The organism is Anaerobacillus sp. 63XJN7_4_ISO-PGPR-S23-413 (genome assembly GCF_056173725.1).
This window is the reverse complement of sequence record NZ_CM149688.1, coordinates 262,536-275,048: the sequence shown is the minus strand read 5'-3', so window position 1 is coordinate 275,048 and position 12,513 is coordinate 262,536. Positions and strand designations below refer to the sequence as shown.

The following is a 12,513-nucleotide window of genomic DNA, read 5'->3' as shown; positions in this document are numbered from 1 at the left end:
CTACTTGATTAGTATTAATCATTAGTAGATGTGTTGGTGGAGCCTAGCGGGATCGAACCGCTGACCTCCTGCGTGCAAGGCAGGCGCTCTCCCAGCTGAGCTAAGGCCCCAGGATCTTTTATGGTGGGCCTGAGTGGACTCGAACCACCGACCTCACGCTTATCAGGCGTGCGCTCTAACCAGCTGAGCTACAGGCCCACAAAAGAAAAGTAAATACCCCGACATAGCCATTAGCCGGAGGTGTTTCTTAAAAGAGACTTGCTCTTCTTCAAAACTTACCTTTTCAGTTGAAAGAAGTAAATCATTCTTTCAAAACTAAACGAAACGCTCATGTAAGGTTGGTAACGTAAGTTACCTTCGTAATTCTCCATAGAAAGGAGGTGATCCAGCCGCACCTTCCGATACGGCTACCTTGTTACGACTTCACCCCAATCATTTGTCCCACCTTCGGCGGCTGGCTCCATAAAGGTTACCCCACCGACTTCGGGTGTTACAAACTCTCGTGGTGTGACGGGCGGTGTGTACAAGGCCCGGGAACGTATTCACCGCGGCATGCTGATCCGCGATTACTAGCAATTCCGGCTTCATGCAGGCGAGTTGCAGCCTGCAATCCGAACTGAGAACGGCTTTATGGGATTCGCTTCACCTCGCGGTGTTGCTGCCCTTTGTACCGTCCATTGTAGCACGTGTGTAGCCCAGGTCATAAGGGGCATGATGATTTGACGTCATCCCCACCTTCCTCCGGTTTGTCACCGGCAGTCACCTTAGAGTGCCCAACTAAATGCTGGCAACTAAGATCAAGGGTTGCGCTCGTTGCGGGACTTAACCCAACATCTCACGACACGAGCTGACGACAACCATGCACCACCTGTCACTCTGTCCCCCGAAGGGGAACGTCCTGTCTCCAGGATTGTCAGAGGATGTCAAGACCTGGTAAGGTTCTTCGCGTTGCTTCGAATTAAACCACATGCTCCACTGCTTGTGCGGGCCCCCGTCAATTCCTTTGAGTTTCAACCTTGCGGTCGTACTCCCCAGGCGGAGTGCTTAATGTGTTAACTTCAGCACTGAGGGTGGAACCCCCCAACACCTAGCACTCATCGTTTACGGCGTGGACTACCAGGGTATCTAATCCTGTTTGCTCCCCACGCTTTCGCGCCTCAGCGTCAGTTACAGACCAGAGAGCCGCCTTCGCCACTGGTGTTCCTCCACATATCTACGCATTTCACCGCTACACGTGGAATTCCACTCTCCTCTTCTGCACTCAAGTCCTCCAGTTTCCAATGACCCTCCACGGTTGAGCCGTGGGCTTTCACATCAGACTTAAAAGACCGCCTGCGCGCGCTTTACGCCCAATAATTCCGGACAACGCTTGCCACCTACGTATTACCGCGGCTGCTGGCACGTAGTTAGCCGTGGCTTTCTGGTTAGGTACCGTCAAGGTACCGCCCTATTCGAACGGTACTTGTTCTTCCCTAACAACAGAGCTTTACGACCCGAAGGCCTTCGTCACTCACGCGGCGTTGCTCCGTCAGACTTTCGTCCATTGCGGAAGATTCCCTACTGCTGCCTCCCGTAGGAGTCTGGGCCGTGTCTCAGTCCCAGTGTGGCCGATCACCCTCTCAGGTCGGCTACGCATCGTCGCCTTGGTAAGCCATTACCTTACCAACTAGCTAATGCGCCGCGGGCCCATCCTGCAGTGTTAGCTCGAAAGCCAACTTTCAACATTGCACCATGCGGTGCGATGTATTACCCGGTATTAGCTCCGGTTTCCCGGAGTTATCCCAGTCTGCAGGGCAGGTTGCCCACGTGTTACTCACCCGTCCGCCGCTAAGATCAGGGAGCAAGCTCCCATCTCTTCGCTCGACTTGCATGTATTAGGCACGCCGCCAGCGTTCGTCCTGAGCCAGGATCAAACTCTCCGATAGAAAGCTCAATCTAGCTTTTAAAACAATGTTTTGTTTCCGTAGAAACAACTACTTACATGGCGTTTCGTTCAGTTTTCAAAGATCGATTTATTTCTTTCGTTGTCGTTTTCAGCGACCCAACTAATATAGCATGTTGTTTCGTTTGATGTCAACAACTAATTTGAAATGTTTTATTTAGTGTTACCTGCTTGTTTTAGCGGCAACGTTATTTATAATACATGAAGTGCAAAATGATGTCAATCACTTTTTTTCATGCGTTTGTTGTTGTTTTCTTAACAACGTTCTCTACTTTATCAGTAAAGAATGATATGGTCAATAGTATTTTTCAAATTAATTAAATCAATATGACATAGCTTGCTTAGAGAGACACATTAATATTAGTAGATATTCACGTCTAATTGATCCCCTATAATGAAGCTTCTTTTTTAACGGAGATTAAGAAGAACTATGTTTAAGGTTAAACAAACGTTTAATTAACCTTTTAACTAACAAAATGAATTTCCTCGCCTCACTCTACTTAAGCAACAGAAAAGTACCCTCTCACTTCGGTTACGAAACTTGATCTCACCTTAATAATGGAACAAACCGAAGAGTATCACTACATAACAAAAAGCAGCCGATTTCTCGACTGCTCCAAAACGAACTATGCTAAAAACACGAAATATGCGATAAATACAAAGAACAAACCATACATGATTGGATGAATATTTTTCCCCTCACCTTTTACGACCATAGTGATCGGGTACATTACAAATCCTAACGCAATCCCTGTTGCAATACTGTATGTTAATGGCATTGCAACAATTGTTAAGAATGCTGGAACCGCAATCTCAAATCGTTTCCACTCAATGTTACCGAGTACGCTCACCATCAGGACACCGACTATAATCAAGACTGGTGCTGTAACTGAAGGTGTGACCACTGCTAGTAACGGAGAGAAGAATAGTGCTAACAAGAAAAATCCTGCTGTTACAACAGATGTAAAACCAGTTCGACCACCTGCCGCTACTCCTGATGAAGATTCAATGTAGGCTGTCGTTGTTGACGTACCAAGTACAGCGCCAAGAACAGTTGCAGATGAATCAGCAAACAATGCTTTCCCTGCTCTTGGAAGTTTGTTGTCTTTCATTATGCCTGCCTGCGTCGCAACAGCTATTAAAGTACCCGCTGTGTCGAAGAAATCGACGAATAAGAACGTGAGAACAACGACAAGCATGTCAATTGTAAACAAATCACCAAGATGACCTAAAGCAACGCCGAACGTTGGTTCAAGACTTGGTACGCTACCCACAATCCCGCTTGGAATCGGCACCTGGTTAAAGATCATACCTACGATGGCTGTAATCACCATTCCGTAGAAAATACCGCCAGTTACGTTACGAACCATTAAGATAACAGTAATAATTAATCCGAAGACTGCAAGTAACGTCGGACCTGCGAGAAGATTACCTAGTTGAACAAGTGTAGAATCATTGTTTTGAACAATTCCTGCGCTTTGAAGACCGATAAATGCTATAAAAAGTCCAATCCCGCTCGCTGCCGCGTATTTTAATTCCATCGGAATCGCGTTGATGATCATTTCTCTAATTTTAAAAATGGTAATAATAATAAAGATAATTCCTGAAACAAGTACCCCTGCAAGTGCTGTTTCCCACGGTACGCCCATAACGGTGACAACAGAATAGGTAAAGAACGCATTCAATCCCATTCCTGGCGCCAGAGCGATTGGATATCCCGCTAGAACACCCATAATTAATGTACCGAGCGCAGCAGCAAGTGCTGTGGCAGTAAAGACAGCTCCTTGATCCATCCCTGCATCGGCCAAAACAGCCGGATTCACAAATAGAATGTAAGCCATTGATAAGAACGTCGTTAATCCAGCAATAGTTTCTTTTCTATATGTTGTATTATGCTCATGAAAACGAAAAAAACGATCCATTTCTTTAAGTCCCCCTTATTCCCCTTCATCCATCATTCTAACGGTTTAGTAACCTTTCTTTATTCTTGATTCATTTAGGTTAACTATTCATAAAAAGAAAAAAGCTCCGGGTTCTCTACCCGGAGCGGACTAATAGGAAAAGAGAAGGTTCTCCACGAGTCGCTACATGAGCAAGACGTTTCAATACTTTCTCTATTTCCTTCGTAGTCAGGTTATTTACGGTAACCTGGTAGAGACTTTCGGGCCTTATTCCCGATGTTATACGATGGATGGTCGTTCTATTTATTTACTTTTGTAGTGTATCAGCTTTCTCACAAGCCGTCAATACAAAACACGAACATTTTATCTATTTATTTATATTTCGTTCGTGTTTACTCCCACTCAATTGTAGCGGGCGGCTTAGAAGTAATGTCATACACAACGCGGTTAACGTGATCCACTTCGTTAACAATTCTTGTAGAGATAACCTCAAGGACTTCAAATGGGATACGCGCCCAGTCAGATGTCATGCCATCGATTGATGTTACAGCACGAACACCAATTGTGTAGTCATACGTTCTCGCATCACCCATAACACCAACACTACGGAAATCAGGAAGCGCGGTGAAATATTGCCAGATATCACGATCAAGCCCTGCTTTTTTAATTTCGTCACGAAGAATCGCGTCAGATTCACGTACAACTTTTAACTTTTCTTCTGTCACTTCTCCGATCACACGGATACCAAGACCCGGCCCCGGGAACGGCTGTCTCCATACAATTTCGTCTGGAAGACCAAGCTCTGTACCTACTTTACGAACTTCATCTTTGAAAAGCATATTTAAGGGCTCAATCAAATCGAGCTTCATATCTTCAGGCAGACCGCCTACGTTGTGGTGGGACTTGATGGTTTGAGCAGTCGCTGTTCCACTCTCAACGATATCTGTGTAAAGTGTTCCTTGTGCTAAGAAGGACATGTCTTCAAGCTTTTCAGACTCTTCCTCAAAAACATAGATAAACTCGTTACCAATGATTTTTCGTTTCTTCTCTGGATCAGTTACACCTTTAAGCTTTGTAAGAAAACGATCAGCAGCGTCAATTTTGATCAAATTCATATCGAAGCCTTCACCAAATGTTTTCATTACGCTGTCTGCTTCGCCTTTGCGAAGAAGACCATGATCGACAAACATACATGTTAGCTGGTCACCGATGGCTCTATGAATGAGGGCGGCAACTACAGAAGAGTCAACTCCACCACTAAGGGCGCATAGAACTTTTTTTTGCCCAACGGCTTCACGGATTTCATTAATTTGCTCATCGATGAAGTTTTCCATTGACCAGTTACCATCACACTCACACACTTTATAAACAAAGTTTTTCAATAGTTCATTGCCGTGCTCAGTGTGACGAACTTCCGGGTGGAACTGAACGCCATATAGGTGGCGAGAAGCATCGCTCATTGCCGCAACTGGACAAGATGGGTTTGTTGCGGCCACTTCAAATCCTTCAGGTGGAGCTTTAACAAGATCACCGTGACTCATCCATACAGATTGTTCTTCTGGTAGACCATCATATAATGGGGATTTGTCCTTGATTGTCAGCATCGCCTTACCATACTCACGGTGTTTCGCCGCTTCTACACTTCCACCAAAGTGATGTGTCATTAGCTGCATGCCGTAACAGATGCCAAGAACCGGAATGCCAAGCTCGAAAATTTCTTCATCGCAGCGCGGCGCGTCTTCACCATATACGCTGTTCGGACCACCTGAGAAGATAATTCCCTTTGGATTAATTTTCTTTACTTCTTCAGCAGTAATCGTGTTCGGGTGCAATTCACTAAACACACCAAGGTCACGAATACGTCTAGCAATTAGTTGATTGTACTGTCCACCGAAATCGAGGACAATAATGGATTCCTGTTCTTCTAACATCTAATTCCCTCACTTCTATTTAGTCTCTAGTAGCATTGCCGAAATCGAATCGAAAAACAGGGGATTAACAAGCTTTTCGATCTCTTTCATCCAAGGTCATATAAAAAAAGCCAGAACCCTGCCATGGTACAAAGGCAGAATCCTGGCTTATACTAGGAGTATCTGCCTTCATAGTCAGATCATTTACGGTGATCCGGTAGAGACTTCTGGGCCTTATTCCCAGGGATATACGAAGGTTACAACTTGTTGTTCAAACTATGGATTCATTCTATCAACCGTCTATACAGCGGTCAAGATTGCATCTTTTTAATTAAATTTTCCCATAATTCCTTCATTTCATCCCAACCATCACTGTTCGCTTTTCCACGATAGTAATTTTCTTCGTAGCGACGTGTTAATTCCTTCATATCCTCTGTTTGAAGCTTGCTGTCAACTTGAACAGCATATTCCCGCAAAGTCTGATTTTCCCCTCGCTTAATGCCATGTAAGTCTAACAACCATAGCAGTCGAAAATACGCTTCAGATAGCACCTTTCCGTCATCTCGTTTCTTATACCTTGAAATAACCAACCGCTTCAACCATTTCTTATAATTCTTAAATACGACGTATCCAAGTAACAACAGAATAAGCACAAGCACAACGGTATACCACACTGTCCATTCAAACGATACAGATGATGAACCTGATGATGCCTGTTCCTCTGGTGTTTGTTCCTGCTGCTGCGCCTGCTCTTCTTCAGTTTGTGCAGGATCAGGTGCTTCAGAATTTGTCGCTTCATCATCACTATAATCGCTAACAAAATCAGCCTGGTTAGTGAAGCCTCGAGTTGGTTCAAAAGGAACCCACCCCACTTCCGGGAAGTATGCCTCAACCCACGAGTGTGCGTTGTTATTTGTTACTTCATACTCTCGATAGTCTCCAGCAGCTGCCACAAATTCTCCCTCGGTAAATCCTTTGACCCATCTTGCTGGAATCCCGAGACTTCTTAAAAGAACGGTCATCGAACTAGAGAAATTATCGCAATAACCTAGCTGCGTTTCAAAAAGAAATTGATCGACATAATCATCATTATCCCCAGGAACGGCAACGTCCATTGTTTCATATACAAAACCATTCCCTACGAAGTAATTTTCGATCGCCCTCGCCTTATCATAAGGATTTTCTTCTTCTACCGTAATTTCTTCAGCAAGATCACTGACTCTCTCAGGAAGAGATTCCGGTAATTGAAGGTACGTATTTGCCAACCGATCTGAATAGTTAACTGGTGCTTCTCGTAACATCTTTTCAGAAAAGGTAGGGGATTCGTAATCTAAATTATAATTATCAAGCACAATAGACTCGCCAAGATTTTGTGTAAACACTTTTCCAGTCAGAGGATTTTCAAGTAGTTGAACTTCTGCTCCCGTTTCGATGTTTGTTACTTGTCCTGGATGGACAATAAAATCAAACTTCTCATTCCCAGTCATATTCATCTTCATATCAAAGGCTTCTAACTCAACACCATCTTCAAATAATGTTTCTGTGCTACCTTCAAAAATAACTCGATCTTGTACGGAAGATTCCCAGCCTTTGCCGGTATACACATCTTTCGTTTCAACACGCCAGTACCCTCTATCTTTAATTTGTGCAGTAAAAACAGGAGTGTCGTCCATGACGAAAGGGCCGCCAAGTTGTGAGTCATCTTCTCCGTATCCAATCTTACTAATTCCGTTGCCATTTCTCCCTGCGCCGTCACCATCTCCAGTCGTTTTCTTCAGGAAAGGTACCGGATCCGGCCATTGCGGATCAGCCTTCGGAGCGATATAACCGAATATAGAAGAAAAAGCAATAACAACAACTAGTGGCATAAGCCAATAGACTGGGAAGCGACCCTTTGAAAAAATAACTCCCTCTTGTTCTTGAATTCGCAGAATTTGAAGAAGACCTAGTAATACAAAACCAATGATCACAATACGAATAATCGCATTATCCGCTTGATAAGTTGTAAAGGTATCAATAACCGAAATGTAAACGATCGTCACTAATAGAAATAAGAAAATCCGTCTTGTTTGAATTAACCAGTATTGCATTAAATAACTTATAAGCCATAGCAATATGAAAAACAAGAAGGTTCGAAATACATTTGACAAACGATCAAAACTACCATCAAATAGAAAACCGACATTCTGTGAAAAGTCTGATAGAAAGTAATCTACCCACAGAAATTCAAAGAACGGTCCCGGAAAAAACATGGCATGTAGAGCATATACTAACGCCACTCCTTTAATCGGGAAAGATAGCCAAAAAGGTAGCTGAAAATAAGATAGCAAAAATAAAAATGCCGTAAACAGAATAAAAATTTCTGTTTGACCTGTATCTGAAATGATCGAAAGAGGTCGTAGCCATTCCCAGAACAGAAGAAAACCCAATCCATAGAGGAGAAGCGCGTAAAGCCAATCTGTTTTTTCATTACCTTGTTGCACGCTTCCCACCCCCTTTTATTTCCTCATTAAACGAATCTCCCACAATCACGTGTGCTTTAACACCGTATAGAGTAAGCTGATTAAGCTCAGCCTGTTGCGCTAACGTAATGTGCTCAGTGACATAAAAGAATTCCACTTGAACCTTTCGTGCAACAAGCTCTTTTAACGTAGAAGTGAATGCCCCATCAAGCGAAGGACTAATGATCATAACACCTGTTCCAGCAGGGAAATGATGAGCCTCTCTTTTAACAACTGTATCAAACGTTGTTATCCCGTTAGCTTGAACTCGTGCGAGATGATGAAATACTCTCCTTCGTTGTGCTCTTCCACCATTAATATTCAGAACAGAATGATCTTTTCCTGAGGAAACAAGACCGATCATCGCATTCTGCTTTAAAGCAGCGTTTGTCACGGAAGCAGCTAGTCTTACACCCTTCTCGAATAAAGGTGAATCTACACGACCATAGTGATCGGTCTCTCGATCGAGGAAGACCATATAATCCTGGCTAATTTGTTGTTCAAATTGCTTGGTTAATAGTTTCGAACCTCGCGCGGTTGCTTTCCAATCAATCCATGACAATTTATCTCCTGGTACATAATCTCGAACACTAACTGCCGTAGAATAATCTAAATCTGCTTTACGTGGAGAAGGTCTCGTCCCAGAGAGCTGCTGATTATAGGGAGACCATGATATTTCTTGATATTGCGGTAGAACATAAACCGCTTGATCGTTCTCTATCATATTCTCATGTTGGACGAATCCAAAGAGGTCCCCCGTTCGACAGCGTAGTTTCTTAAAATGGTATTCTCCTCTCGGAATTGGCTTGATGGTATACCGATAAGTTAACTCTTTTTTGAACATGGGAAGAAGCAAGGCAAGTGAACGTTTTTGATACCTTGAGGAGGCTTCTCTAGCAAACGGAGCTAACCGATCAGGAAGCATATCTTCAACAACTAAATAAAAAAGAGGAAAGTGACTTTTCCGCTCTATCTGGATCGTAACAGTTAACTCCTGTCCATCTGTTAATTCTGTATGACTGATCAATCGCGTCATCTTGATTGCGCTCAAGGGATAGAAAATAAGAAGGATAGAATAGATAACGAAAGGTAAAAAACTATAGAACAAGAACCAGCTCACAAAACCTCCCTGAAACATCGCATACGAAAAAGTAATCAGGAAAAGCAGTGCTAAAAAGAAAAACTTTAACACTCTGTTATTCGCTAGCTTCTCTCTCATTTCACTTTCTCTTCCTTTTGAAGAGGAACTCTTACACGATGAAGAATCTCCTTAATAATCTCCTCAGGCTTCTGTCCTTCAAACGCAGCCTCTGATTTAAGAATGATGCGATGGGATAATACAAAAGGAGCTAAGAATTTCACATCGTCAGGTAGTACATAATCGCGATTGCGCATGAACGCATACGCCTGACACGCTTTCATTAGTGAGAGTGACCCGCGTGGACTAGCTCCAAGATAAATAGATGAGTTATTTCTCGTTCTACTCACGATATCGATAATGTATTGTTTAACAGACCCTTCAACAAACACAGCTTTCACCTTTTTCTGCATCTCAAGAAGGTCTTCCAGCTCAAGGGCCTTCCCAATCGAGTCAATTGGATGCGCGTGTTCCGTACGATTCAATACTTCAAGTTCTTCTTCAGGAGATGGATAGCCCATTCGTAATTTCAATAAGAAGCGATCAAGTTGAGCTTCCGGCAGAGGATACGTTCCCTCGTATTCGATCGGATTCTGAGTCGCCATAACAAAAAACGGCTGTGGAAGAATGTGCGTTTCTCCATCAACCGTTACATTCCCCTCTTCCATTCCTTCTAGAAGAGCCGATTGTGTTTTAGGTGACGTTCTGTTAATTTCATCTGCCAAAATAATATTGCCTAATAACGGTCCTTTACGAAATTCGAATTTCATCTCACGTTGATTAAAAATGGATACACCTGTTAAATCAGACGGGAGTAAGTCTGGTGTGAATTGAATTCGATTAAACTTTGCACCTACTGATTTTGCAAGAGCACGAACCATCATCGTTTTACCAACACCCGGCACATCCTCCAGAAGAACGTGACTTCCAGCAAGCAATGCTACAAGGCTTAATTCTGTTACGTCTCGCTTACCGACCATCACTTTCTCAATATTTTCAATCACTTGTTTGACAGCCGGGTGGTACGCATCAAATTGGTACGATGAACTCATAGCTGATTCCTCCAATAGTCATTCTCAAAATTTTTATTTTAAAAACAGGTCTCTTTACCTATCAATTTTCCAACAAATTAGCAAGAGTAAATGTCTGAATACTCATAACCTTATTGTAACAAAAAATACTTTAGGCACGTTAATAAGAAGCGAGTTTTCCTATAATTTCATTATTGATCCAAATAAAGATATGACTAGCTACATCGCAAATCGTTTCATACTGGATGAAAAAGGGAATACAATTTTCAGATGAAAACACCAAAAGAATCCTGAATCTTCAAACCATTATAATGAGGTGAGTACATAAGATTACGCTATGCCTCTCGTCCCACTCGTCTAAAACGAAAAGGAGGAAATTAAATGGTAGGTAATCGCGGTGTCGTTTATACAGGTGCAGGTCGTGTAGAAGTTCAGGATATTAGCTATCCGGATTTAGTTCTTCGTGAGGGTCCAGGCGTTCCCAAGAGTAATGTCGGCCGTAAATGTGAACATGGAGTAATCTTGAAGAATATCGTGACGAATATATGCGGGAGCGATCAGCATATGGTGCGCGGTCGCACAACTGCTCCTTCTGGTTTAGTTCTCGGCCATGAAATTACCGGAGAAGTGATTGAGGTTGGACGAGATGTTGAATTCATTAAAAAAGGAGATATTGTCTCTGTTCCATTCAATGTTGCTTGCGGTCGATGCAAAATGTGTAAGCGTCAGGACACCCATATTTGTCAAAACGTAAACCCTGAACGTCCGGGCGCAGCTTACGGATACGTTGATATGGGCGGCTGGGTTGGTGGCCAGTCCGAATATGTGATGGTTCCTTATGCAGACTTTCAATTACTAGCCTTTCCCGATAAAGAGAAAGCGATGGAGAAAATCCTCGACTTAACGATGCTATCGGATATTTTTCCTACCGGCTACCACGGAGCGATTAGTGCAGGAGTAACGACAGGGTCCACTGTGTATGTCGCTGGAGCAGGACCAGTTGGACTCGCTGCAGCCCATTCTGCTCAGTTACTTGGTGCTGCTGTTGTGATCGTTGGCGATTTAAAAGAAGAACGTCTCGCTCAAGCACGGAGTTTCGGGTGTGAAACGATTAATCTCAAAGAACACAACGATCCTGGCGAACAAATCGAACAAATACTCGGTATACCTGAAGTGGATTGTGCGATCGATGCAGTTGGTTTCGAAGCTTATGGTCATGGAACAGATAACGAAGAGCAGCCGGCAATAGTGCTAAATACGATGATGGATGTTGTAGAAGCTGGAGGAAAGATGGGGATTCCAGGGTTATATGTAACAGAGGACCCTGGAGCAGATGACAAAGATGCCAAGGAAGGCTCACTTAAAGTAAGATTTGGACTTGGCTGGTCAAAAGCCCACCATTTTGTTACAGGACAAACACCTGTCATGCAGTATCACCGTCAATTAATGATGGCGATTTTAAATGGAAAAGCGGATATCGCGAAAGCTGTAAATGCAACCGTTATCAGTCTTGATGAAGCTCCTCAAGGGTATAATGAGTTTGATAGTGGTGTATCAAAAAAGTTTGTCATTGATCCACATGGGATGTTAAGAAGGTAAATCAAAAAGAAGCCAATCCTTATCGCTAGGATTGGCTTCTTTTTTTAAGTTATATACTACTAATACGAAGCCAATAAATCCGGAAGGTGGTTTAAATGTCAGTTATTCTTAGACGAATTTATGGAGAAGATTACCCGCTTGAAGGGAATCGTATTCTAATTGACCGCGTATGGCCGAGAGGCATTTCAAAAGAAAAAGCCAAATTAAATGAATGGATGAAGGAAATCGCACCAAGTTCTTCGTTACGAAAATGGTTTGATCATGATCCTGATAAGTTTGAAGACTTTAAGAAAGCATATCAAGAAGAAATCAATGGAAGTAAGACGGCACAGACGAAATTACAAGAACTAAAGAAAATGGCTACAAACGAAAGACTTGTTCTTTTATTTGGGGCAAAGGATATGGAGCATAATCATGCGGTAGTGTTAAAAGAAATAATTGAAGGTTGAACAAGGATTTTCACTTATTCCACTAAAAAAGAGAGGATCTAA

7 protein-coding genes, 2 tRNA genes, 1 rRNA gene and 2 riboswitches are annotated in these 12,513 nt (G+C 42.9%); of the genes, 2 read left to right on the top strand and 8 right to left on the bottom strand.

Annotated features, from left to right (window positions below):
- Positions 1-34 precede the first annotated feature (34 nt).
- The 8 genes from AC0VYO_RS01585 to AC0VYO_RS01550 all read right to left on the bottom strand — a co-directional run bounded on the left by AC0VYO_RS01585 (position 35) and on the right by AC0VYO_RS01550 (position 10,444).
- Positions 35-110 (bottom strand) — tRNA-Ala (locus AC0VYO_RS01585).
- 11 nt (positions 111-121) lie between these two features.
- A tRNA-Ile gene (locus AC0VYO_RS01580) sits at positions 122-198 on the bottom strand.
- A gap of 175 nt (positions 199-373) precedes the next feature.
- Positions 374-1,925: ribosomal RNA gene (locus tag AC0VYO_RS01575) — 16S ribosomal RNA — on the bottom strand.
- Positions 1,926-2,568: 643 nt separating this feature from the next.
- The gene (locus tag AC0VYO_RS01570; protein WP_194222465.1) at positions 2,569-3,864 is read right to left on the bottom strand and encodes an NCS2 family permease; all 1,296 of its coding nucleotides are present in this window, start codon (positions 3,862-3,864) and stop codon (positions 2,569-2,571) included.
- A gap of 184 nt (positions 3,865-4,048) precedes the next feature.
- Positions 4,049-4,150: riboswitch (purine riboswitch) on the bottom strand.
- Between the two features lie 85 nt (positions 4,151-4,235).
- Complete coding sequence (gene guaA / locus AC0VYO_RS01565; RefSeq protein WP_475366374.1) at positions 4,236-5,774, bottom strand: glutamine-hydrolyzing GMP synthase; 1,539 nt, start codon at positions 5,772-5,774, stop codon at positions 4,236-4,238.
- Between the two features lie 151 nt (positions 5,775-5,925).
- A riboswitch (purine riboswitch) is annotated at positions 5,926-6,027 on the bottom strand.
- Between the two features lie 37 nt (positions 6,028-6,064).
- A complete protein-coding gene (locus AC0VYO_RS01560; RefSeq protein ID WP_475366373.1) occupies positions 6,065-8,236 on the bottom strand; it encodes a transglutaminase TgpA family protein in 2,172 nt (723 codons plus the stop codon).
- On the bottom strand, positions 8,223-9,473 hold the full coding sequence (locus AC0VYO_RS01555) for a DUF58 domain-containing protein (RefSeq protein WP_475366372.1): 1,251 nt from the start codon (positions 9,471-9,473) through the stop codon (positions 8,223-8,225). Before AC0VYO_RS01555 ends, AC0VYO_RS01560 begins: the two co-directional genes overlap by 14 nt.
- Positions 9,470-10,444 carry an AAA family ATPase gene (locus AC0VYO_RS01550; protein ID WP_475368305.1) on the bottom strand — a complete coding sequence of 325 codons (975 nt, stop codon included), beginning with the start codon at positions 10,442-10,444 and terminating at the stop codon, positions 9,470-9,472. The genes AC0VYO_RS01555 and AC0VYO_RS01550 overlap by 4 nt, the downstream gene beginning before the upstream one ends.
- Before the next feature lie 360 nt (positions 10,445-10,804).
- On the opposite strand from AC0VYO_RS01550, the gene fdhA reads away from it, so the two are divergent.
- The gene (fdhA, locus tag AC0VYO_RS01545) at positions 10,805-12,022 is read left to right on the top strand and encodes a formaldehyde dehydrogenase, glutathione-independent (RefSeq protein WP_475366370.1); all 1,218 of its coding nucleotides are present in this window, start codon (positions 10,805-10,807) and stop codon (positions 12,020-12,022) included.
- 95 nt (positions 12,023-12,117) lie between these two features.
- A complete protein-coding gene (locus AC0VYO_RS01540; protein ID WP_283153163.1) occupies positions 12,118-12,471 on the top strand; it encodes a DUF488 domain-containing protein in 354 nt (117 codons plus the stop codon).
- Positions 12,472-12,513 lie beyond the last annotated feature (42 nt).